Below are 22,996 nucleotides of genomic sequence, written 5' to 3'. Positions count from 1 at the left end.
AGAGATGGGGGGATTATAGCTTTCGGGGGCTTCTCAGGATAGGAATAAGCGTCCTTTATCCGTATAATGCGCAGCCACATTCGTTTCAAGCCGGAGAATCCATCATGCGTCCATCAGGTCGTAGCGCCAATCAGGTGCGTCCCGTCACCCTGACCCGTAACTATACAAAACACGCTGAAGGCTCCGTGCTGGTTGAGTTTGGTGACACTAAAGTGCTGTGCACCGCCTCCATCGAAGAAGGCGTTCCGCGCTTCCTGAAAGGTCAGGGCCAGGGCTGGATCACCGCAGAATACGGCATGCTGCCGCGTGCGACCCATACCCGTAATGCCCGTGAAGCGGCAAAGGGTAAGCAGGGCGGGCGTACCATGGAGATTCAGCGTCTGATCGCGCGTGCGCTGCGCGCCGCCGTTGACCTGAAAATCCTCGGTGAATTCACCATCACGCTGGACTGCGACGTGATTCAGGCAGACGGCGGCACGCGTACTGCGTCCATTACCGGTGCCTGCGTAGCGCTGGCCGATGCCCTGAGCAAGCTGGTTGCTGCCGGTAAGCTCAAAACCAACCCAATGAAAGGCATGGTTGCGGCGGTTTCTGTTGGTATCGTTAACGGCGAAGCGCTTTGCGATCTGGAATACGTTGAAGATTCCGCAGCCGAAACCGACATGAACGTAGTGATGACCGAAGACGGCCGCATCATTGAGGTGCAGGGCACGGCGGAAGGTGAGCCGTTCACCCACGAAGAACTTCTCTCCCTGCTGGCGTTGGCCCGAGGGGGAATCGAATCCATTGTAACGACGCAGAAAGCGGCGTTAGAAAATTGATTTTAAAGGCGACCAATGAGTCGCCTTTTTTTTGCCTGTAAGACAGAAAAACCAAAGGAGCAAATCCATGAAATCGTATCAGCGCCAGTTTATTGAGTTTGCGCTTAACAAGCAGGTACTTAAGTTTGGCGAATTTACGCTGAAATCCGGGCGTAAGAGTCCCTATTTCTTCAACGCCGGGCTGTTTAATACCGGGCGCGATCTGGCACTGTTAGGCCGTTTCTATGCCGAAGCGCTGGTGGATTCCGGGATTGATTTTGACCTGCTGTTTGGCCCGGCCTATAAAGGCATTCCGATTGCGACCACCACCGCGGTGGCGCTGGCGGAACACCATGACCGCGACGTGCCGTACTGCTTTAACCGTAAAGAGGCTAAAACCCACGGTGAAGGCGGGAATCTGGTCGGCAGCGCGCTGCAGGGCCGCGTCATGCTGGTCGATGACGTGATCACTGCGGGTACGGCGATCCGTGAATCGATGGAGATTATTCAGGCCAACGGCGCGACGCTTGCTGGCGTGCTGATTTCTCTGGATCGTCAGGAGCGTGGTCGCGGTGAAATTTCCGCTATTCAGGAAGTCGAGCGCGATTACAGCTGTAAAGTGACGTCGATTATCACCCTGAAAGACCTGATTGCGTATCTGGAAGAGAAGCCTGAGATGGCGGACCATCTGGCGGCGGTACGCGCGTACCGGGAAGAGTTCGGGGTGTAATTAGATTGCCCGGTGGCGCTACGCTTACCGGGCTTACGGATTACTGCAGCTGAGCAGCCACTAACGGCCAGCGGGCGTCAAAATCGTCCGTTGGACGGTATTTGAATTCGCTACGCACAAAGCGGGAGAGCATCCCTTCACAAAACGCCAGGATCTGGCTTGCCAGGAGCGTCTCATCGATGGTGTAACCTTCGCCTTCACGCATTTTCTTTTCGCGCAGTACCTGGCGCAGCTGCGCTTCAATACGCTCGAAAAGCTGGTTAATGCGGCCCTGCAGTCTGTCCTGCTCAAACATCAGCGCGTGGCCGGTGAGTATGCGGGTTAAGCCCGGATTGCGTTCACCGAAGCCCAGGATTAACAGCACAATCAGACGCAGACGCGCGGTGGTGTCTTTTTCGTCTTTCAGAATCAGGTTGATGCGCGTGATCAGGCTGTCTTCAATAAACTCGATCAGGCTGTCGAACATCCGGGTCTTGCTCGGGAAATGACGGTATAGCGCCGCCTCAGACACGCCTACAGAGGCGGCCAGTTTAGCGGTGGTGATGCGTTGACTGCCATCGCTGGATTCAAGCATCAGAGCCAGAGATTGAAGTATTTCTTCGCGACGATTCCTTTTCGCGGTTTGTTTTTCTGCCATGTTACAAAATACCCCTGAAAATAAGCACTTGCCAGGCTGGCATCCACACAGCGACCGCAAACGGGCGTTTGCGGTTTGTTATTGCATTATAACGCTGTGAGATACGTGTCTTTCGGGCCGTTATTTGCGCCCGGAATGGCCGAAGCCGCCTTCGCCACGGTCGGTGGCGTCAAAGTCTGCCACCAGGTTAAATTCTGCCTGTACCACCGGTACAAAGACCATCTGGGCGATACGCTCGCCCGGTTCAATGGTGAAGCTGTCCTGACCGCGGTTCCAGACGGAGACCATCAGCTGACCCTGGTAGTCGGAGTCGATCAGGCCCACCAGGTTACCCAGCACAACGCCGTGCTTATGGCCCAGACCAGAACGCGGCAGGATCACCGCTGCCAGCGACGGGTCAGCAATGTGAATCGCCAGGCCAGTTGGAACCAGGGTAGTGGCACCCGGGGCCAGTTCTACGGCGTCATCGAGACAGGCGCGCAGGTCAAGACCGGCAGAGCCGGAGGTGGCATAGGTTGGCAGCGGGAATTGCTCACCAACACGCGGGTCCAGAATCTTAACGTCGATTTTTTTCATCATAACGGGTAACGATCTCGTCGAGTAATTGTTGGCCCAGGAGTTCCTTGCGCTCAAGCGGTAAGACTTTATCTCCATCCTGCCAGAAAAGGTGCAGTGCGTTGCTGTCGCTGTTAAATCCTTGTGTAGCCAGCGATACGTCGTTCGCGCAAATCAAATCGAGGTTTTTGCGGGTACGTTTTTGCCGGGCATATTCTTCCACATTATTCGTTTCTGCGGCAAACCCAACAACGTATGGACGATGGCTTTTTAGTGCGGCGACGCCGGCAACAATGTCCGGGTTTTTCACCATTTTTAGTGTTAATTCATCGCCTTGCTTTTTAATTTTAGCCTCGGCGATCGTCTCGGCACGATAGTCTGCAACGGCCGCACAGCCGATAAAAATCTGCTGGCTTTGCGCATGTGCCTGCACGGCGGCTTCCATCTCCAGCGCGGTAGTCACGTCAATTCGCTTCACAAACGCAGGGGTAGGTAGCGATACCGGGCCGCTCACCAGCGTGACGTTCGCGCCACGCCTTGCGGCGGCGGCGGCAATCGCGAAGCCCATTTTGCCGGAGCTGTGGTTGGTGATGTAGCGCACCGGATCCAGCGGCTCGCGCGTGGGGCCCGCGGTAATCATGATGTTGAGATGTTGCAGATCGTTGACAGGCGAAAAATGGGCTGCGGCCATATCAACAATCGTCAGCGGATCAAGCATGCGACCCGGACCAACGTCGCCGCAGGCCTGGCTGCCGCTGTCCGGACCCCAGATAAGCAGGCCGCGTGAAGCCAGCGTCTCCAGATTATGCTGGGTGGCCGCGTTACGGTACATCTGCTGGTTCATGGCAGGAACGACGGCAACTGGAGCTGGCGTGGCCAGACAAATGGTGGAGACCAGATCGTTTGCCATACCGGCCGCCACCCGAGCGATTAAATCAGCCGTGGCGGGGGCGAGGATAACCAGGTCTGCCCATTTACCCAGCTCAATATGGCCCATCGCGGCTTCGGCGGCCGGATCGAGCAGGCTGTCAGATACCGGATATCCTGAAACGGCCTGCAGGCTCAGGGGAGTGATAAAGGCTTTACCGCCTTCGGTTATCGCGACCCGCACATCTGCCCCGCGCTCGCGCAGACGACGCACCAGCTCCGGCGCTTTATAAGCAGCAATGCCGCCGCTCACGCCAAGAACGATTTTTTTACCGGCCAGGCTCATCATGATTCTTTCCTGTTGGGTTTCACCAGAGAGCGGGCATTTTATCACAATCCCCAAAGCGGAGTGATTTTGTACGTCGTCCACTTTGCGAGGCGCTACGCAAGAACACAATGTGACCGTCGAGCGACGGATTGGCCTGTGGCAGCATGAGGTTAAAAAGGGGAGAAAGAGCATGGAAGAAGAGGATGAGGAGCTGCTGCCGCGCGAAAAACTGCTGCGCTATGGCGTCACCCTGTTAAAAGACGATGAACTATTGGCGCTCTTTTTACGTACCGGAACGCCCGGAAAAACGGTATTTACGCTGGCAAAAGAGCTGATAGCACATTTCGGTTCGCTGTACGGTTTATTGACCGCCGATCTGGCGCAGTTTAAGCACGTTGAGGGGATTGGCGTGGCGAAATATGCCCAGCTGAGGGGCATTGCTGAACTTGCCCGCCGTTTTTACAATGTCCGCATGGAGAAGGAAGATCCGATCCTGACGCCAGAAATGACGCGTGAATTCCTGCAAAGCCAGTTAACCGATATTGAACGCGAGATCTTTATGGTGATCTTTGTCGATAACAGAAATCGGGTGCTGAAACACAGCTGTCTCTTTGCGGGCACGTTGAGCCACGTTGAGGTGCATCCGCGTGAAATTGTGCGGGAAGCGATAAAAGTGAATGCAGCGGGCGTGATCCTCGCGCATAATCACCCCTCTGGCTGTGCAGAACCGAGCAGAGCGGACAAAGAAATCACCGAACGCATTATCAAATGCTGTCAATTCATGGACATTCGTGTGCTGGACCATCTGATAATTGGCCGCGGTGAGTACATTTCTTTCGCAGAACATGGCTGGATTTAGGCTATTTCTCGCGATCCATCGGGATCTTTGTCTGTTCGGGACTTGAGCACACCGCCGAGTCAGCGTATACTACGCCACCTTTGAGAATCTCGGGTTTGGCATTTGGGCCTGGCAATCGAGAGTTCACTTAGAACTATGCGATGACCGGGCTGTAAAGCCTGACGAGGCGCCGATACCCCATACGAAGCTCGAGCTAATTTGATTTTTGGAGAATAGACATGTCCCGAGTCTGCCAAGTTACTGGCAAGCGTCCGGTGACCGGTAACAACCGTTCCCACGCACTGAACGCGACTAAACGCCGTTTCCTGCCGAACCTGCACTCTCACCGTTTCTGGGTTGAGAGCGAGAAGCGTTTTGTCACCCTGCGCGTATCTGCTAAAGGTATGCGTGTAATCGATAAGAAAGGCATCGATACAGTTCTGTCCGAACTGCGTGCCCGTGGCGAAAAGTACTAAGTACTTAAAGAGGAAATAAATCATGGCTAAAGGTATTCGCGAGAAAATCAAGCTGGTTTCTTCTGCTGGTACAGGTCACTTCTACACCACCACGAAGAACAAACGTACTAAGCCGGAAAAACTGGAACTGAAAAAATTCGATCCAGTTGTACGCCAGCACGTACTGTACAAAGAAGCTAAAATCAAATAATTTTAGTCTCCTTGTATCGAAAAACCCCGCAACTGCGGGGTTTTTTGCATTCTGCATCTCAACGGAGGAACCATGCCTGAATTACCTGAGGTAGAAACCAGCCGTCGCGGCATTGAGCCCCATCTGGTCGGCGCGACGATTCTTCACGCGGTGGTCCGCAATGGACGTCTGCGCTGGCCGGTGTCCGATGAGATCCATGCCCTGAGCGATAAACCCGTCCTTAGCGTACAGCGTCGCGCGAAATACCTGCTGCTGGAACTGCCCGACGGCTGGATTATTATCCACCTGGGAATGTCCGGGAGCCTGCGCATTCTTACCGAAGAACTGCCTGCGGAAAAGCACGACCACGTCGATCTGGTGATGAGCAACGGCAAAGTGCTCCGTTACACCGACCCACGGCGCTTTGGCGCGTGGCTGTGGACGAAGGAGCTGGAAGGGCATAACGTGTTGGCGCATCTGGGCCCGGAGCCGCTCTCAGACGCATTTAACGAGGAATACCTCAAGGCGAAGTGTGCGAAGAAGAAAAGCCCGATTAAGCCCTGGCTGATGGATAACAAGCTGGTGGTCGGCGTGGGGAATATCTACGCCAGCGAATCGCTGTTTGCGGCCGGGATCCATCCCGATCGGCTGGCCTCTTCGCTGTCGGCGCAGGAGTGCGAGCTGCTGGTCCGGGTGATTAAAGCCGTATTACTTCGCTCGATTGAGCAGGGCGGAACAACATTGAAGGACTTCCTGCAGAGTGACGGCAAGCCGGGCTATTTTGCCCAGGAGCTGCAGGTATATGGTCGTAAAGGCGAACCGTGCAGAGTCTGCGGCACGCCAGTGATTGCCACGAAGCATGCCCAGCGCGCCACGTTCTACTGCCGTCAGTGCCAGAAATAGGGTTACTTTAGCTTTTCCATCAATGCCTGGTGGACGTTAGTCGGCAGGAAATGGGTGACGTCGCCGTGATGACGCGCCACCTCTTTTACCAGCGTGGAAGAGATAAACGACCACTCTTTGGAGGGCATCAGGAACACGCTCTCCAGCTCCGGCATCAGGTGGCGGTTCATGTGCGCCAGCTGCATCTCATACTCGAAGTCTGCCACCGCGCGTAAACCACGGATCAGAATGTTTGCCTGCTGAGCGCGGGCGAAGTTAGCCATCAGGTCGCTAAACCCGACCACCTCAACATTCGGCAGGTGCGAAATGGCATCGGTGGCGAGCTTTACGCGCTCGTTGAGGTCAAACATAGGCTTTTTACTGGGGCTGGCGGCAATGGCCAGGATCACCTTGTCGAACATGCACGCCGCACGGGTGATGATATCAAGATGACCGTTGGTGATCGGATCGAAGGTACCCGGATAAATCGCTTTTGTGCTCATGGCTCACGTTTTCTCTGAGTAGCCGCGGCAGAGCGCCCACAGCTCGGTGTATTTGTTGAAAGTATACTGGGCATTCACTACCGCGAGTAACCAGCCCTGCTTACCGTCCAGCACGCCACCACGCAGCAGCAGCGTTTTCAGAAACGCGCCCAGCGTGTGGGTGAAGATACCCGTCAGCGAGGCCTTCTTGCCGCGCTGGTGACGCTCCTGCGCCCATGCGGTGGCATAGTTGAGCTGTTTACGCTGGAAGCTCGCGAAATCACGGCAGGTCAGGTGCAGCAAATCGCCCGTCAAGGGGATGACCTGAGCGCTATCGCAGCTCAGGGATTCATGCACCAGATTGTCGTTGTACTGATACCGCTCGCGCTCGTAGAGGCGCATCACGCGGTCAGGATACCAGCCGCTGTGGCGCATAAAACGGCCAAGAAAGTAGTTGCGGCGGGCAATGCTGTATACGGCGCCAGGCTGGGGCGAGGAGAGTACAGCCTGAATGGCCTGCTGAAGCTCCGGCGTGATGCGTTCGTCGGTGTCGAGCATCAGGACATAATCACCTGTGGCATGTCCCTGCGCGCGCTGGCGCTGGATGCCGTAGCCTTGCCAGTCAGCGTCGACAAAGACTTTTGCGCCCGCTGCCCGGGCAACGTCCACCGTGTTGTCCGTACTTCCGGAGTCAAGAATGACTATCTCGTCAGCCCAGGCAACCGACGCCAGGCAATCCGAAAGCAGGTCGGCGGCGTTTTTGGCGATCATCACGACCGACAGACGCGTTGACATTAGTGGCTCCGCTGGGGCAGATAAGGTTGCAGGAGCTGCAGCAGACGGGTCAGTGCGCCCTGGTTCTGGTGCAGCACTTCGACGGCATGACGCCCGTACCAGAGGCGATAATCTTCGTCAGTCAGAAGGGTCGATACCTCTTTAACCACCGAATCCGCATCGGTCACGGTAATTAAACCATCGGCCTGCTGTAATTTCGCGCAGATATCTTTGAAGTTAAACGTGTGCGGCCCCATCAGTACCGGAATGGCGTGGGCTGCCGGCTCCAGCGGGTTATGACCGCCGCGTTCTACCAGGCTGCCACCGACAAACGCGAGATCAGCGATTCCGTACAGCAGCATCAGTTCGCCCATCGTATCGCCAATCACCACCTGGGTGCTGCCGGAAGGGATTTCACCGCTGCTGCGCAGCGTGAAGCTGAAGCCGCCTTTCTGGACCATTTCACGGGCATCTTTAAAACGCTCCGGATGGCGAGGCACGAGGATCAGCAGTAAATCAGGGAATTTTTCCAGCAGCTTGCGGTGAGCCTGCAGGATGATCTCTTCTTCGCCATCATGGGTACTGGTCGCAATCCAGACCTGACGACGCGGGGCCCACTGGCGACGCAGCGTGATGGCGCGGGCGGCGAGCTCAGGGGTAACGGAAATATCGAACTTCAGGCTCCCCGTTACCGCAAGCTGGTTGCGTTTCAGGCCCAGAGAGATAAAGCGTGCCGCATCTTCTTCGTTCTGCGCGGCAATCAGCGTAATTTTGCTCAGCAGGCGGCGCATAAATTTACCCAGCTTGCCGTAACCTTTCGCCGAGCGCTCTGACAGGCGCGCGTTGGCAATGACCAGCGGGATTTTACGGGCATGCAGAGCGGAAATCATGTTCGGCCACAGTTCGGTTTCCATCACGATCACCAGCTTCGGGCGCACGGTGTTGAGGAAACGATTCATGGCGCAGGGCAGATCGTAAGGCAGATAGACGTGCTGCACGTCTTTACCGAAAGCGGATAACGCGCGCTCCGAGCCGGTTGGCGTCATCGTCGTGACGGTGATTGGCAGCGAAGGGTAGCGGTGACGCAGGGCGCGAACCAGCGGGATCGCCGCCAGCGTTTCACCGACAGAAACGGAATGCAGCAAAATACCGTCCGGTACGACTTTATTGCGGCAGAAGCCATAGCGTTCAGCCCAGCGTTTACGATACGCAGGCGCTTTCCGGCTACGAAGCAACAGTCTCAGCCACACCAGTGGCTGAATGATGTAGAGCAGAGCGGTATACAACAATTCCAAGCGATTATCCGTTTTTTTAGTTTCGGCGGGCAAATTCTAAGCATTTAGGCCAGGTAAAGCTATCTCTTATGCCAGATACCGTTTCAAACGGAAATAACGTCGACCCAGCCGCCAGCGCAGACGCGGACTTTTTGCACTTTTCCAGATGAGTTTCCAGATGCCTGTTTCGAAGAACTCTTTAATAATCATTGATTTCTTCTTCTCATCCTTCATGTTGTCGAAGGTGTGAATAATGCCCAGCCCCTCTTTGGCAATTTGCCAGTGGCAGGCAGGGATCCTTTTTACTTTATCCGGGTAGCGCTGATTGATGGCATCGAGCATCTGCAGGATTTTCATGTAGTGACGCGCGGAGCGAATCAGCGTGTCGTCATTGTCCGGCATATGGGACACCGATGCAGAGTGAATGTAGTAGTCGTAATAACGTTCACTGGTGTACTGAACCCGCTCTGCCGCAAGCAGCACTTCGGTGGTCCATGGGATATCCTGATGGCGCAGGCCGGGTTCGAAATGGAAACTGTGTTTACGGATAAAGTCGTGGCGATAGATGTTCAACCAGGTGACGTGAAGGAACTTACGTGAATCCAGCGCCATTTTTAACCACGCAGGGCCAGCCATGACGCCTGTCGAAGCCAGTTTGTCTTCAGGGAAGATTGGGCGCGAGGGTTTCTTGTTATTCTCCCAGACGTAGTTTCCGTTACAGGTGGCGACATCCAGATCCTGCGTGACGGCCATATCCAGCAGGCGCTGGTACATGCCGGGTTTAAAGACATCATCAATATCCGGGAAAGAGAGATATTGACCCGTCGCAACGGCCAGACCGGTGTTACGCGCGATGGATACGCCCTGGTTTTGCTGTTCTATAACCTGCATCTGCGGTAGTTTTTCTCGCCATTTTTCGACGATCTCCATCGAGCGGTCAGTAGAGCCGTCATTGACAATGATGACTTCCATGCTGTCGATGCGTTGATTCACAAGGCAGGTAAAGAACTGATCCAGGAAAGCTTCACCGTTATAAACGGCAACCACCACGCTTAACAATGGGGCAGAATTTTGCATAAGAAACCTGATTATTTTTGATTGTCGACCAGAGCAATATATTGCTGGCAAATGGCATTGATACCGAACGACGCGATCGTCGCATCGCCAACGACCGGCGGGGCGGTATAAATATCCGCCAGCGTTTTTGCCAGTGACGCGTCATTTAACTCTGCCAGCCCGCGCGCTAAGGCGCCGGTGAGGATTTCGGCAGGGCCTCCGGGGCAATTTGTACTGACCGGTGGCGTCTGGCAGATAATGGCTTCGACCAGCACATTACCAAAACCTTCGCAGTCAGAACTTAACACTAAAAGGCGTGCCCCTTTAATCCAGGGATAGGGATTGGAATCGAACGGGCGGAAAACCGTTTTGTTTTCAATACCCAGCTCGGCTGCAAGCTGCTTGAGCTTGCGAATTTGAGCGTCAGATCCATTGCCCATCATGACCAGCGTGGTGTCAATTTTACTCAGGGCGAACGCACGTAAGAGTCGGTCGTGGCGTTTGTGCTCATGGAAGCGGCCAACATGAATAATGTAATCCTTTCCCTGCATCTCGAAGGGCGCATCCGCCAGACGCTGAATTTCAGGAATATCGAAAGGATTATGGATAACCGCTTTGCGTCGAAGATTGAGCGCCAGCGTCTCGGAAAGATCTTTCAACACGGCGCCTGAGACGGCGACAACGTTGCGGTTTTCGTAGGTATGACGAATTTTAAGATGTTTAAACCAGCGCGAAAGTCCGCTGCGATGGCGAAGATAGGAAAACGAGAACATGCCGTGCACGCAGAACCAGACTTTGTCACGTTCCAGCGCGCGGCAGTGCGCCACAATGCGGTCGGTTTTGTGCAGGTGAGAGAAAACCACATCAAATTTGCCGCTGCGTTCAGCTCGCTCAATCGCCTGATCCAGCAGTTGGGCGCGGCGTGGGATCTCCGTCAGCTTTCGCCACGGTTTTTTACATGTGTCCTGAACAACCTGATAATCGATGCCTTCCGGGATGGCGTAGTCGCACACTTTCCGCAGAGAGAATAGAGAGACCTGATGCCCCATTTCTATTAACCCGCGGGAGAGTGTAAGAACCGTTTTTTCGGCTCCTCCACCGGGTAAACCATCAATAATCATTAGGATGCGCATTTTTAATCCAGTAATTTTTGATAAAGCGTAATAAGCTGACTTGATAGTTTTTCGGGAGTGGCGTCTTTTACACATTCACGTGCCGCTCGTCCCATATTGTTATTTTTTTCTAGCGAAGGGATGGCGGCTACCGCTTCCTTCAATGTACTGATATCAAGTGCGTCACAATAAAATCCGTTCTGGCCTTGTTGAATAAACTCTGCACCACCGCAACTCTCTGAAGTAATGACGGGTAAGCCGCAGGCCATCGCTTCAAGAATGACGTTAGGAAAGGGATCATACAGCGTTGGCAACAGTAAACCATCGGATAGCTGATAAAAAGGCAGAGTTTCTTTTTGCATCCCCAGGAAACGGATTTGCCCCTCGCAGCCTAACGAACGGGCGAGGTCGCGATAACGACGTTCTGCTTTATCTTGCCCAACCACAATCAGCCAGGCTGATGTTCCAGCAATAGCGCGTATGGCGCTGGCTAATCCTTTTCGTTCAAACCCTGAGCCTACAAAACAGAACACAACGGCATCGGCTGGCAAACCAAATTGTTGGCGCAAAATCGCACGCTGTGCCTCCTGGGCCGGAACGAAGCGGCTGGAATCAATAGAATTATAAATCACATGGATTTTCTTTGCGTCGATATCAAAATCTTCAACGATTTCGCGTTTGATCATCTCCGCATTACAGATTACGGCTTTTAACTCTGGCGCCTGATACATTTTCCGTTCCGCGCGCATCACGTAGCGGTGATAGCGGTCATACATCAGCATTTGCGCACGCCAGGCAGGTAAAATGCGCGCGCGCTGCAGCAGCCAGCGACGATGCACCCCATCACCCGCGCGATAGATATCACACCCCGGGATGCGCTCATGGCTTTGAACAATATCAAACTGCTGTTGCTGCCACAGCGCGCGCGCGGCCTGTGCGAATCCGCGTTCTCGACTGATGCGGCCCCATTTTTGAGGGTTGCAAATGTGGATATGCCAGTCGTCTTGCTTCTCTCCCTGCCACTCACGCGTGATGACGTTGAGCTCAAGGTTCTGATTGCTCAGCGCGGTGAGCGCGCGCGAAACGAAGCGTTCCGCCCCGCCATCAGGGCGATATTTTTGGCGAACAATGGCCAGACGATGGTGTTTCATGACAGATATCTCCTTGCGGCGGAGACGACAGCATCAACGGGAATGGCGTCGAGATAGCGTTCTTTCGTTTTGGTATCAATGGCATCCGGATCGGGTAGCGGGCCGTAATCGCCGGCCCAGATCACTTCCCCTTTAACCTGCCACGGTGACCAGAACGTCAGTTTTGATGGACCAAACAATGCCACGCAGGGCGTTTGCAGCGCGGCGGCCATATGCATTGGAACGGAGTCAACGCCAATAAAAAGACGCGCATGATCGATGAGTGACGCCAGCTGGCGCAGCGTTAACTGCCCTGCCAGAGAGACGACGCCCGTCTTCGGCGAGGCGGCGAGAATGCGATCGATCATCGCCAGCTCTTTTTTATCCGGCCCCGCTGTGAGCACAACCGTATGACCATCCTGCTGCAGTGCAGTAATGGTTTGCGCCATTTTGTCCTCGCTCCAGCATTTAAAGAACCAGCGGGACGTCGGCTGGATCACGATGTAGCTGTCGCCCACACCCGTCTGCGTCAGTCTTTGACGGGCATGATCCCAGTCTTCTGCAGCGTAGGCCATGGTGACGGCAGGCTGCGACGCGACAGGTAATGGCGCCAGAATGGAGAGATTCTGTTCGACCGTATGCAGGGATTTGTGACCGTCGACAGAGACCAGATCGGTGTGACAAAAACGCCAGAAGGCACTATTGCGTTTGTTAAACGCAAATCCAAGGCGAACGGGTGCACCGGTGAAGCGGGTGACAATTGCGCTACGCCATTGATCGGCGAGGTTAATAACCAGATGATAATGCTGATTCCTTAACGCACACAGCAGCCGCCACTCTTTTTGAAGATGCTTCAGCGTGCCCAGCTGCTTCCATTTACGATCGATTCCAAAAATTGTACCGATCGCCGGATGCGCGGCGAGCATATCGCGCGTTTCTTCATACAGCAGGACATCAATCTGCGCCTGCGGCCATTTTTGACGTAACGAATCAATGACGGGAGTGGTCAACAACATGTCGCCATGATGGCGGAGTTTGATAAGTAAAATGCGCAAATCAGGCGTGTCAGGTAAGTTATTCATCATCATCTTATCGGCGTTGTACTGATGGCAATTCTAATAGACCTGATAGCGACTTGCACTCTTTCTCCATAATCTCAGTAATTTCCCAGGAAGGGTTTACTCATGCTTTGGAGAGTGCGTAACATAGCGCTAACTTTCCTGTCTTGCGGACTCATTATGAACAAACCAGCGTTTATCATCACAATTGATACTGAGGGCGATAATCTCTGGCAAAATCACCGCGTCATTAAAACGGAAAACGCGCGCTATCTGGCGCGGTTCCAGGCGCTTTGTGAGCGTTTCGGTTTTAAGCCCGTGTGGCTGACCAATTACGAGATGGCGATCGAGCCCGTTTTCATCGAATTCGCCAGGGACGCGATCGCCCGCGGTCACGGGGAGGTGGGGATGCACCTTCACGCATGGAATAGCCCGCCGGAACACGATCTCACGGGAGACGACTGGCGCTGGCAGCCTTATTTGATTGAATTTTCGGATGAGGTGATGCGCGAGAAAGTGCTGTTCATGACCCGCCTGCTGGAAGAGACATTCCAGACCAAAATGTTAAGCCACCGTGCCGGACGTTGGGCATTTGACAGTCGCTACGCAAAATTGCTCGTTGAACTGGGTTACCAGGTTGATTGCTCCGTGACGCCGCGGGTGAACTGGCGCAATGCGAAAGGTGCGCCGCAGGGTAATGGCGGAACGAATTACCAGCATTTCCCCGATCACGCCTATTTTATTGATTTAGATAATATTTCCCGGGCGGGCAATAGCCCATTACTCGAAGTGCCGATGAGCATTCAGTATAAACACCCGGCCTGGTTGAACACGATCAAACAGGGTTACGACAGGCTTCGCGGTAAATACCGCTCACCCTCCGTCAACTGGCTAAGACCGTCCGGTGGGAATGCGGCGCAGATGATTCAGGTCGCACAGCAATGCCTGTCTCAGGGAAGTGAGTACGTGGAGTTTATGCTTCATTCGTCGGAATTTATGCCTGGCGGAAGCCCTACGTTTAAAGATGAGGCGGCGATCGAAGGGCTGTATCAGGATTTAGAAACGCTCTTTAGCTGGTTATCCGATAAGACGGTGGGGATGACGCTGGCGGAGTTTTATCAATACAAGAAAAAATAATGCCCGCGACGCGGGCATTATCACTTATTGACGTTGTCTGGTTTGCGAAAAAGGTGTGCTCAGCGCAAACACGGTGACAAAGAAGATTAAAGCCTCAGAACTCAACAGTATGACGTCCGTCAGGCCATAGAGTAATAAAAGAAGCATGGTCGTCAGCAGCAGGCCATTCCTGTTTTTAAGCGCGTAAGCGATCATCGATATATAGAAAAAGAATAATATCGCCAGCCCGGGGATCCCCTGCAGAGAATATTTTTCAATAAACTCATTATGTAGATGTACTTTTAAATAGCCGAGTGCAGTGATTAAATTAGGATGTCCCTCATTAACATAACGCTGTGTCCAGTTATAACGATTTTCCAGTGATTGGCCGAGCGGATGCTTAAGTCCATTCTGAATACCCACGTTCCACATGGTAAAACGCGAGCCAAGGGAGGTACCGTCAACGCCACTTTGATATTTCTCTACTTCAACTTGTGCTTGCGTTATCTTGGGGGAAATTAACGGTTTGTAGCTTACGATAGCAATACCCGCCACAATACATAAGAATATTAGTGTCGATTTAAGATGAATTCTTCTGAAGTGGTAGAGTGTCAGTACTATCGCCAGAAGCAAATACAAACCCATTGCGGCACGTGTGCCTGTCAGCAGTATGATATACCAGGAGATTAAAATAGTGAGGCCAGCGATAAAATACAGCTTAGTATTTTTCTGAAGAAAAAGACTATATATGAAGGCCAGTGATAAGACTGAGTAAACATAAGCCGACACGGTCGCACGATTAATGGCCATCTCAATACGTGTCATACCCTGTGATGCCTGCCATAAACCATAGGCAGTGGCTAGTACGAACCCGATGCCTGCAAAATATAAGAACAGCTTCTGAAATGAATATTCATTGACGTAAAATTTAAAACGGTCAAGATAGAGGATGAGGGCACTCGCTAAAATTAACTTCTTACTTGCACCAAGATAATCGCTGTAAGCGTTAAGACCTTCACTATGATACTCATACACCATGTACCAAATAAGGTTAGTAACTCCTATCAGCAAAATCGGGAACGCGATAGAAAATGGGCGTAATGTAATCTTTTTATATTCGCACGCTAAGCCGATAATGCTGGCATAAATTGCAATATAGAAAAACTCTCGCTGCTTACCTGAACTCAGCAGCGCCAGCGCAAGCGAAATAAGGCTCAAAATCAGCGTCAGTTGATAAAGCCGCAGTTTTACTTTTTCCATAATGCCTCAATGACCCTTTTTTTGTAGCTGAAACGTACATCTCTGGAGAAGAAGAAAGAGAAAGAATAAAGTGTATTGACCCGCTGTTTAACCAGTTTAAGTTGCAGGTCACTCAGATGCTGCCGATGGTTTCTGTAGATATCAAACCAGTGACAATTAACAAGATGTTTAAAAGAATGAGGGAATGTTTTTTCCATTTGCAATGTGCAATCAACCAGCGTAGCGATTTTACTGGCGTCGAGTCGGCTCGACAAACTATCGTTACGTTTGATGTAATAATAGTGTCCCTGACGCTGATAGACTATTTTACTCGCCTGCATCAGCATGCCGGGAAATACGGCGAAATCTTCATAGCAAACCATCGAAGGAATCGGGTTATTTACATACAATTTCCGATGAATAAATTGCCCGATGAGATGTGCCTGAAAATCTTTGTGCTGCAGGAATCGCTTTATTGCCTCATATTGCGACAAAGCAACCGGAGAGAATCCCTGCCAGTCGGCTGTAATTTTTTTAGTGTCGCGAATTTCCAGCAGGCGCGTCAGTAACATATCAGGGCGCTCTGTTTTGAGAAACGCCACAGCGTCCCTTATGCTGCCCGGTTTCATCCGATCATCGCTATCCAGCATGGTAATGTATTCACCTGAGGCCAGCGAGAGGGCACTGTTTCGAACATGACCTACGTTACGGTACTCAACGTATCGGGATTGCGCATTCGGAAGTGTTGGTAGCCACGCCTCAATAATATCCTGTGTTGAGTCATTGGAACTGTCGTTAAAGATAATGATCTCTATATCATCGCCCGCACCTTCAATCGCGTTTTGCAGGCTTTCTAACGTAGTGTGAAGCGTATCTTTGGCGTTATGCGCGGCAATAATGATGCTAAGAAAAGCCATAATAATCAGTTTTCCTGAGCATCAAAGGAGTATGCAGTTGCGTTAATTGTTGGTAACTCGCAAATAAAATTTTTGAGGTCACGTAGCGCTTCGTCTGTTACAGCGAAGAGTTCTTCCCGGCTCTGTGAGAAGTAATATCGTGTTTCAAAAACATATGAGCAAATGTTGTCATCATTACCAATCAGCAATACGTTGCCCAGGGGACGTTGTTCATAATGACAACAAGGCCCAAACAGCAATACCACTGGTACATCAACAGCATCAGCAATATAGACATTCCCCGAGTCAGACGCGATGTAGCAATCCATTTTGGAAATGGCCCACGGCAGCTCTTCAAGCGAGATTTTGCCAATCAGATTAATAAAGTTGGGCAGTTCACCATAAGCGCGGGTGATATCATCCATCCACGATTGTTCATTCGGGGCGCCAAACACATAAAATTCGCAGGGCAGGTCGGCGAGACGATCGGCAATTTGCTTCCAGATAACTGGCGGAACGGTTTTTGCTTTATTCCCGGCGGCAACGCTAATGCCAATGCGGATCACGCCGGGTTTATCGAGGATTGCCGGATAGGTCGCGGGTTTGAAAAGCGGCTTTGTGGCGTGCTTTGGCGAGTCTTGCCAGCTCAGAGCGCGATCGGCCAGTTTGAGATAGTTCGTGATAGACAGCGTCTTTCGGCCGTGTTCAACAGTGCCGTCTGCCGTTGCATAGAAAATACCGTGATACCATCTGCGCGTGTATGTGCTTAAAAAATGTTTGTTTTTAGCGTTACATACGGAGGCGAAAAAGAGGTTCACGCTGTTGGGTTGCAGGAGATAGACATTGTCATAGCGGTTCATTATCCGGCAGGCAAAGACCAGCTTTCGCCACAGGTTACGCTTATGCTGCTCGATAAAAAAAATATTATCGATCGTCTCATCATGCTTTGCCAGCGCACTCACGCTACGACTGATCAGCACGTCGCTTTTTTGCAGGTATGCCAGGAGGGGAGTGGCATTAATAAAATCGCCGATTTTTGCTGTCTGAATGACCAGGTTTTTACCTGTCTCTTTGCGGAACAGCTTCCGGATAAGCTTCACCGGAAAGAGTAAAATCAGCAGAAATACGTAACTCATGCGTTAGATATCCCTGTTGGAAAGCCAACGGCTGCCCTGTAAAAATGAAAAAATAGCATCTGCGCTGATATCCTTCGTTTGCTGGGTCGGGCTGACCATCTGATGCTGGTTTTTGCCGTAACCCCCGATCAATCCAGGATCGGTCGGACCAAAAATCGTAATATTCGGACGATCCAGCGCCGCGGTTAAATGGCTTAAACCTGTATCAACGGAAACAACAGCATTCGCTCCCGCCAGCTGCGCTGCAACCTGCGCCAGCGTGAGTTTCGGCAATACCTCGACGTGTGAAAAGCCTGCTGCCAGACGCTCTGCACGCTGCCGCTCATGTTCAGCGCCCCAGGGCAGTTTAATATGGATGCCGGTGGGTTGCATTAGTTCAATCAGGCTTCTCCAGTGCGATTCCGGCCAGTGTTTATCGTCGCGCGTTGTGGCATGCAGGAAGACAAGATAAGGCTGAGCACAGGGATCTGTATTGCGCAAAAAGTGCTGCGCAATGGCGTAGTCGCCCTGGGTTTCCGGTTTCGCGTAGCCGAGGCTTTTTGCAAACAGCTCGCGGGTACGTTCGACGGCATGCTGCTGCTTTGCGATGTGGTGGCGGCGGTTATAGAACAGGCTCGCCAGCGGTTCGCGGGCGGTATGCCAGTCCATGCCGTGCTTTACGCCGTGTGCCAGACGCGTGACCAGCGCGGCGCTTTTCACCAGCCCCTGGGCGTCGATGATAGCGTCGTAACGCTGCGCCTGCACCGCCTCACGGAAGGCTTTGCGTTCGGCTTTAATCGGCGCGGAGAACCACGCTTTGCGCCAGCGGCGAATCGCCACCGGGATCACGCGGTCAACCGCTTCATGCCAGGTGGGGATCTGCGCGAAGCCTTCCTCCACCACCCAGTCAAAACGAATGCCGGGAACGGCCCGCATCGCGTCCGTCAGCGACGGCAGCGTATGCAGAACATCGCCCATCGAAGAAGTTTTAACGATCAGTACCCGCATTCGTTATCCTTCTTCGCTCAACAGCAGTTCGTTAAGCTCTTCGAGAACGCGCTCTGGCGTAATGTCGATCAGGCTCTGATGGTAGCCTTCTGCGGCATCGCCCTTGCGAACTTTATGGTAGCCGGTGATCAGGCGGATGACGCGCGCTTTATGAGAAAGCGGGGGCGTGAAGTCCGGGCTGCTTGGGCCATACAGCGCCACCAGCGGGCGGTTGAGCGCGGCAGCGACGTGCATCAGGCCCGAATCGTTACTGACCACGGCCTTACAGGCGGCAATCAGAATAACCGCCTGTTCAAGCTGCGTTTCTCCCGCCAGGTTGCGGCACCAGGCCTGCTGTTCATTACTGAGCGTCGCGAGAATTTCGTTGCCTGCCTCGTGGTCCTTTGCCGAACCGAACAGGACAATCTGGTAGCCTTCGTCAATCAGCTGTTTCGCCAGCTCCGCATAGTGGTAGTGCGGCCAGCGTTTTGCCGGGCCGAACTCGGCGCCGGGGCAGAAGCCAATCATCGGGCGTTCAGACGAAAGACCAAACGCGCTGCAGGTCTGGGATTTTTCACCGTCGTTAACCTGAAGCTGTGGCCAGAGCAGGGGCTGCGGCAGGTCTTGCGCACTGCGCATCACGCCTTTGTCGTAGGCCAGCGCCACATAGCGCTCCACCATCAGCGGCCAGGCCTCTTTATCCAGCACCCGCGCATCGTTCAGCAGGCCGTAGCGCATTTCACCGCGCCAGCCGGTGCGATGTGGAATGCCCGCAAAAAAGGGCACCAGGGCGGATTTAAAGGAGTTTGGCAGGACATACGCCCGATCGTAGCGCTTCTCGCGCAGGCTATGGCCGAGTTTACGGCGTTCGCCAATTTCCAGCGCCCCGTGTCCAAGCGGCATCGGGATCGCCTCGTTCACTTCCGGCATACGCGACAACAGCGGACGGCACCACGCGGGTGCCATCACGTCGATTATCGCCTGGGGATAACGCGCCTTGAGCGTGCGATAGAGACTTTGCGACATCATCATGTCGCCCACCCATGACGGGCCGATCACCAGAATCTTCATACTTATGCGTCGCGGTTCAGCCAGGCCATATATTCCGTTACGCCTTCGGCAACGGTCTTGAACGGCTTGTCGTAGCCTGCGGCGCGCAGGTTGGTCAGATCGGCCTGGGTGAACGCCTGATAACGGCCTTTCAGCTTATCAGGGAACGGAATGTACTCGATGCTGCCTTTTTTGTGATACGCCAGCGTTGCGTCAGCCACCGCCTGGAAGGACTCCGCGCGGCCGGTACCCAGGTTGAAGATGCCGGATACGCCGTTTTCCCAGAACCACAGGTTCACTGCGGCAACGTCGCCCACGTAAACGAAGTCGCGCTTAAAGCCGTCGCTGCCTTCGAACAGTTTCGGGCTTTCGCCGTTATTCAGCTGGGTGTTCAGGTGGAACGCCACGCTCGCCATGCTGCCTTTGTGGCCTTCGCGCGGTCCGTAGACGTTGAAGTAACGGAAGCCGACAATCTGCGAGTTCGCTTCTGGCAGCACCTGACGCACGTACTCGTCGAACAGGAATTTGGAGTAACCGTAGACGTTCAGCGGCTGCTCGTACTCGCGGGACTCGATGAAGTCAGAGGTGCGACCGCCGTAGGTTGCCGCGGAAGAGGCATACAGGAACGGAATTTCACGCTCCAGGCAGTAGTGCAGGATCTCTTTGGAGTACTGATAGTTGTTGTCCATCATGTACTTACCGTCCCACTCGGTGGTGGAAGAGCACGCACCTTCGTGGAAGATGGCTTCGATCTCGCCGAACTCTTCGCCTGCCATAATCTGGATAAGGAAGTCTTCTTTATCCATGTAGTCAGCGATGTTCAGATCCACCAGGTTGACGAACTTGGTGCCGTCTTTCAGGTTGTCAACCACCAGGATGTCGGTGATGCCTTTGTCATTGAGAGCCTTAACAATATTGCTGCCGATAAAGCCCGCGCCGCCGGTAACGATGATCATAACTGTAACCTTTGAAGTGTGGAGCCCGGGGACAATCCCGGACGCTAATGTCTCTATCATATCATTAGTATGGCTGCCCTTCAGCCATTCACCTTCACAGCGCAGGGGTACGCGTGATTTATGCTGCAAAAACGACAAGAGATGACGTGTCATCTCGTCATGAACTATAGGTTTGGGTAATATGTCCCGAAATTTGCCGAGTCTGGAGAATTGCAATGCGTGGTGATTTTTACAAACAGTTAAACAGCGACCTCGACACCGCACGTGCGGAAGGGTTGTTCAAGGAAGAGCGTATTATCACGTCTGCCCAGCAGGCGGACATCACCGTTGCCGACGGCAGCCATGTGATCAACTTTTGTGCGAACAACTATTTAGGTCTTGCGAATCACCCTGAGCTGATTGCCGCTGCAAAAAACGGCATGGACACCCACGGTTTCGGCATGGCCTCCGTACGCTTTATCTGCGGTACGCAGGACAGCCACAAGCAGCTTGAGCAAAAGCTGGCGAGCTTCCTCGGAATGGAAGACGCGATTCTGTACTCCTCCTGCTTTGACGCCAACGGCGGTCTGTTTGAGACCCTGCTTGGCGCAGAAGATGCGATTATCTCCGATGCCCTGAACCACGCCTCCATCATCGACGGCGTACGCCTGTGTAAAGCGAAGCGTTTCCGCTACGCCAACAACGACATGGTCGAGCTGGAAGCGCGCCTGAAAGAGGCGCGTGAAGCGGGGGCTCGCCACGTGCTGATCGCCACCGACGGCGTGTTCTCCATGGACGGCGTGATCGCCAACCTGAAGGGCGTTTGCGACCTGGCGGATAAATACGACGCGCTGGTGATGGTCGATGACTCTCACGCGGTTGGTTTTGTCGGCGAAAACGGCCGCGGTTCCCACGAATACTGTGACGTGATGGGTCGCGTGGACATCATCACCGGTACGCTGGGCAAAGCGCTCGGCGGCGCGTCCGGCGGCTATACCGCCGCGCGTAAAGAGGTGGTCGAGTGGCTGCGTCAGCGCTCCCGCCCGTATCTGTTCTCCAACTCCCTGGCACCGGCGATTGTTGCCGCCTCCATCAAGGTACTGGAGATGGTGGAGTCCGGCGCTGAGCTTCGCGACCGCCTGTGGTCCAACGCCCGTCTGTTCCGTGAAAAAATGAGCGCCGCAGGGTTTACCCTGGCCGGTGCTGACCACGCGATCATTCCGGTGATGCTGGGCGATGCGGTCGTCGCGCAGCAATTTGCCCGCGAGCTGCAGAAAGAAGGGATTTACGTCACCGGGTTCTTCTTCCCGGTGGTGCCAAAAGGTCAGGCGCGTATCCGCACCCAGATGTCTGCGGCGCATTCGCCTGAACAAATTGAGCGTGCGGTGGAAGCCTTTACCCGCATCGGCAAACAGCTGGGCGTAATTGCCTGAGGACGTGTGATGAAAGCGTTATCCAAACTGAAAGCGGAAGAAGGGATTTGGATGACCGACGTGCCGGAGCCGGAAGTCGGTCATAACGATCTGCTGATCAAAATTCGTAAAACCGCCATCTGCGGTACTGACGTTCACATCTACAACTGGGACCAGTGGTCGCAGAAAACCATTCCGGTACCGATGGTTGTCGGTCACGAATATGTCGGTGAAGTGGTGGGTATCGGCCAGGAAGTGAAAGGCTTCCAAATTGGCGACCGCGTCTCCGGTGAAGGCCATATCACCTGCGGCCACTGCCGTAACTGCCGCGGCGGACGTACGCACCTGTGCCGTAATACCATTGGCGTGGGCGTAAACCGTCCGGGCTGCTTCGCGGAATACCTGGTGATCCCGGCGTTTAACGCGTTCAAAATCCCGGACAATATCTCTGACGATCTGGCCTCCATCTTCGACCCGTTCGGCAACGCGGTGCACACGGCGCTCTCCTTCGACCTGGTCGGTGAAGACGTGCTGGTCTCCGGTGCGGGCCCAATCGGCATTATGGCGGCAGCCGTAGCGAAGCACGTGGGCGCGCGCAACGTTGTGATCACCGACGTGAACGAATACCGTCTGTCGCTGGCGCGCAAAATGGGCGTCACCCGCGCGGTAGATGTTTCGAAAGAGAGCCTGACCGACGTGATGGAAGAGCTGGGCATGACCGAAGGCTTTGACGTTGGCCTGGAGATGTCCGGTGCGCCGCCGGCATTTCGCACCATGCTCGACACCATGAACCACGGTGGCCGTATCGCGATGCTGGGTATTCCGCCGTCAGATATGTCTATCGACTGGAACAAAGTCATCTTCAAGGGGCTGTTCATCAAGGGCATCTATGGCCGCGAGATGTTCGAGACCTGGTACAAGATGGCGGCGCTGATCCAGTCCGGTCTGGATCTGTCCCCGATTATTACTCACCGTTTCTCCATCGATGAGTTCCAGCAGGGCTTCGACGCGATGCGTTCCGGCCAGTCAGGGAAAGTGATCCTGAGCTGGGATAAGTAATCAAAAAGGGGCCTGAGGC

The 22,996-nt window shown here is 53.7% G+C and carries 25 protein-coding genes; 9 read left to right on the top strand and 16 right to left on the bottom strand.

Annotated features, from left to right (window positions below):
• Positions 1-104: 104 nt before the first annotated feature.
• Together rph and pyrE are read left to right on the top strand one after the other, a co-directional pair.
• The gene (gene rph / locus BJ885_RS19250; RefSeq protein ID WP_121932595.1) at positions 105-821 is read left to right on the top strand and encodes a ribonuclease PH; all 717 of its coding nucleotides are present in this window, start codon (positions 105-107) and stop codon (positions 819-821) included.
• Positions 822-888: 67 nt separating this feature from the next.
• Positions 889-1,530 carry an orotate phosphoribosyltransferase gene (gene pyrE, locus BJ885_RS19245; protein WP_010426430.1) on the top strand — a complete coding sequence of 214 codons (642 nt, stop codon included), beginning with the start codon at positions 889-891 and terminating at the stop codon, positions 1,528-1,530.
• Between the two features lie 40 nt (positions 1,531-1,570).
• Here pyrE and slmA read toward each other — a convergent pair whose 3' ends face one another.
• From slmA to coaBC, 3 genes are all read right to left on the bottom strand, one after another.
• Positions 1,571-2,167: a nucleoid occlusion factor SlmA gene (gene slmA, locus BJ885_RS19240; protein WP_010426428.1), complete on the bottom strand. Its 597-nt coding sequence runs from the start codon at positions 2,165-2,167 to the stop codon at positions 1,571-1,573.
• 120 nt (positions 2,168-2,287) lie between these two features.
• Positions 2,288-2,746: a dUTP diphosphatase gene (gene dut, locus BJ885_RS19235; protein ID WP_008502691.1), complete on the bottom strand. Its 459-nt coding sequence runs from the start codon at positions 2,744-2,746 to the stop codon at positions 2,288-2,290.
• Complete coding sequence (gene coaBC, locus BJ885_RS19230; protein ID WP_087823747.1) at positions 2,724-3,935, bottom strand: bifunctional phosphopantothenoylcysteine decarboxylase/phosphopantothenate--cysteine ligase CoaBC; 1,212 nt, start codon at positions 3,933-3,935, stop codon at positions 2,724-2,726. Before coaBC ends, dut begins: the two co-directional genes overlap by 23 nt.
• Positions 3,936-4,107: 172 nt before the next feature.
• Here coaBC and radC point away from each other — a divergent pair, with 172 nt between their 5' ends.
• The 4 genes from radC (at position 4,108) to mutM (ending at position 6,303) form a co-directional block, all read left to right on the top strand.
• Complete coding sequence (radC, locus tag BJ885_RS19225; RefSeq protein ID WP_023309889.1) at positions 4,108-4,776, top strand: DNA repair protein RadC; 669 nt, start codon at positions 4,108-4,110, stop codon at positions 4,774-4,776.
• 218 nt (positions 4,777-4,994) lie between these two features.
• Positions 4,995-5,231 (top strand): 50S ribosomal protein L28, encoded by a 237-nt coding sequence (rpmB, locus tag BJ885_RS19220; protein WP_002436699.1) that lies wholly within the window; start codon positions 4,995-4,997, stop codon positions 5,229-5,231.
• Positions 5,232-5,253: 22 nt separating this feature from the next.
• Positions 5,254-5,421, top strand: a complete 168-nt coding sequence (gene rpmG / locus BJ885_RS19215) for a 50S ribosomal protein L33 (protein ID WP_003024094.1) — start codon at positions 5,254-5,256, stop codon at positions 5,419-5,421.
• Positions 5,422-5,493: 72 nt separating this feature from the next.
• Entirely contained in the window at positions 5,494-6,303 is an 810-nt protein-coding gene (gene mutM, locus BJ885_RS19210) for a bifunctional DNA-formamidopyrimidine glycosylase/DNA-(apurinic or apyrimidinic site) lyase (RefSeq protein WP_029740801.1), read from the top strand.
• A 2-nt stretch (positions 6,304-6,305) separates the two neighbouring features.
• On the opposite strand, the gene coaD is transcribed toward mutM, so the two are convergent.
• The 7 genes from coaD to rfaQ all read right to left on the bottom strand — a co-directional run bounded on the left by coaD (position 6,306) and on the right by rfaQ (position 13,198).
• A complete protein-coding gene (gene coaD / locus BJ885_RS19205) occupies positions 6,306-6,785 on the bottom strand; it encodes a pantetheine-phosphate adenylyltransferase (RefSeq protein WP_032661930.1) in 480 nt (159 codons plus the stop codon).
• A 3-nt stretch (positions 6,786-6,788) separates the two neighbouring features.
• Entirely contained in the window at positions 6,789-7,559 is a 771-nt protein-coding gene (locus tag BJ885_RS19200) for a glycosyltransferase family 2 protein (RefSeq protein WP_121932596.1), read from the bottom strand.
• A complete protein-coding gene (gene waaA / locus BJ885_RS19195) occupies positions 7,559-8,833 on the bottom strand; it encodes a lipid IV(A) 3-deoxy-D-manno-octulosonic acid transferase (protein ID WP_029740803.1) in 1,275 nt (424 codons plus the stop codon). The genes BJ885_RS19200 and waaA overlap by 1 nt, the downstream gene beginning before the upstream one ends.
• A 66-nt stretch (positions 8,834-8,899) precedes the next feature.
• On the bottom strand, positions 8,900-9,889 hold the full coding sequence (locus tag BJ885_RS19190; protein WP_121932597.1) for a glycosyltransferase: 990 nt from the start codon (positions 9,887-9,889) through the stop codon (positions 8,900-8,902).
• 11 nt (positions 9,890-9,900) lie between these two features.
• Entirely contained in the window at positions 9,901-11,001 is a 1,101-nt protein-coding gene (locus BJ885_RS19185) for a glycosyltransferase (RefSeq protein ID WP_029740805.1), read from the bottom strand.
• 2 nt (positions 11,002-11,003) lie between these two features.
• Positions 11,004-12,131 carry a glycosyltransferase family 4 protein gene (locus tag BJ885_RS19180; protein ID WP_121932598.1) on the bottom strand — a complete coding sequence of 376 codons (1,128 nt, stop codon included), beginning with the start codon at positions 12,129-12,131 and terminating at the stop codon, positions 11,004-11,006.
• Positions 12,128-13,198, bottom strand: coding sequence for a putative lipopolysaccharide heptosyltransferase III (gene rfaQ / locus BJ885_RS19175; protein WP_121932599.1), 1,071 nt, complete (start codon positions 13,196-13,198; stop codon positions 12,128-12,130). The genes BJ885_RS19180 and rfaQ overlap by 4 nt, the downstream gene beginning before the upstream one ends.
• A gap of 150 nt (positions 13,199-13,348) precedes the next feature.
• Between rfaQ and BJ885_RS19170 the strand changes: the two genes are divergently transcribed.
• On the top strand, positions 13,349-14,305 hold the full coding sequence (locus BJ885_RS19170) for a polysaccharide deacetylase family protein (RefSeq protein WP_121932600.1): 957 nt from the start codon (positions 13,349-13,351) through the stop codon (positions 14,303-14,305).
• Between the two features lie 24 nt (positions 14,306-14,329).
• Here BJ885_RS19170 and BJ885_RS19165 read toward each other — a convergent pair whose 3' ends face one another.
• The 6 genes from BJ885_RS19165 to rfaD are packed head-to-tail and all read right to left on the bottom strand — an operon-like array spanning position 14,330 to position 20,527.
• A complete protein-coding gene (locus BJ885_RS19165) occupies positions 14,330-15,544 on the bottom strand; it encodes an O-antigen ligase (protein WP_121932601.1) in 1,215 nt (404 codons plus the stop codon).
• Complete coding sequence (locus tag BJ885_RS19160; RefSeq protein ID WP_121932602.1) at positions 15,532-16,440, bottom strand: glycosyltransferase family 2 protein; 909 nt, start codon at positions 16,438-16,440, stop codon at positions 15,532-15,534. Before BJ885_RS19160 ends, BJ885_RS19165 begins: the two co-directional genes overlap by 13 nt.
• Positions 16,441-16,445: 5 nt before the next feature.
• Positions 16,446-17,555 (bottom strand): glycosyltransferase family 9 protein, encoded by a 1,110-nt coding sequence (locus BJ885_RS19155; RefSeq protein WP_121932603.1) that lies wholly within the window; start codon positions 17,553-17,555, stop codon positions 16,446-16,448.
• 3 nt (positions 17,556-17,558) lie between these two features.
• A complete protein-coding gene (rfaC, locus tag BJ885_RS19150) occupies positions 17,559-18,542 on the bottom strand; it encodes a lipopolysaccharide heptosyltransferase RfaC (protein ID WP_047646707.1) in 984 nt (327 codons plus the stop codon).
• A 3-nt stretch (positions 18,543-18,545) separates the two neighbouring features.
• Positions 18,546-19,592 (bottom strand): ADP-heptose--LPS heptosyltransferase RfaF, encoded by a 1,047-nt coding sequence (gene rfaF, locus BJ885_RS19145; protein ID WP_029740812.1) that lies wholly within the window; start codon positions 19,590-19,592, stop codon positions 18,546-18,548.
• Between the two features lie 2 nt (positions 19,593-19,594).
• Complete coding sequence (gene rfaD / locus BJ885_RS19140) at positions 19,595-20,527, bottom strand: ADP-glyceromanno-heptose 6-epimerase (protein ID WP_008502707.1); 933 nt, start codon at positions 20,525-20,527, stop codon at positions 19,595-19,597.
• A 215-nt stretch (positions 20,528-20,742) separates the two neighbouring features.
• Here rfaD and kbl point away from each other — a divergent pair, with 215 nt between their 5' ends.
• Positions 20,743-21,939 (top strand): glycine C-acetyltransferase, encoded by a 1,197-nt coding sequence (gene kbl, locus BJ885_RS19135; RefSeq protein WP_048996487.1) that lies wholly within the window; start codon positions 20,743-20,745, stop codon positions 21,937-21,939.
• A gap of 9 nt (positions 21,940-21,948) precedes the next feature.
• Positions 21,949-22,977 (top strand): L-threonine 3-dehydrogenase, encoded by a 1,029-nt coding sequence (tdh, locus tag BJ885_RS19130; RefSeq protein ID WP_023309906.1) that lies wholly within the window; start codon positions 21,949-21,951, stop codon positions 22,975-22,977.
• Positions 22,978-22,996 lie beyond the last annotated feature (19 nt).

Origin of the sequence: Enterobacter sp. WP_7_1, from assembly GCF_003688535.1 — a bacterium.
GTDB classification, from domain to species: Bacteria; Pseudomonadota; Gammaproteobacteria; order Enterobacterales; family Enterobacteriaceae; genus Enterobacter; species Enterobacter asburiae.
The sequence above is the reverse complement of the archived record's forward strand: the minus strand, read 5'-3'. Positions and strand labels throughout refer to the sequence as shown.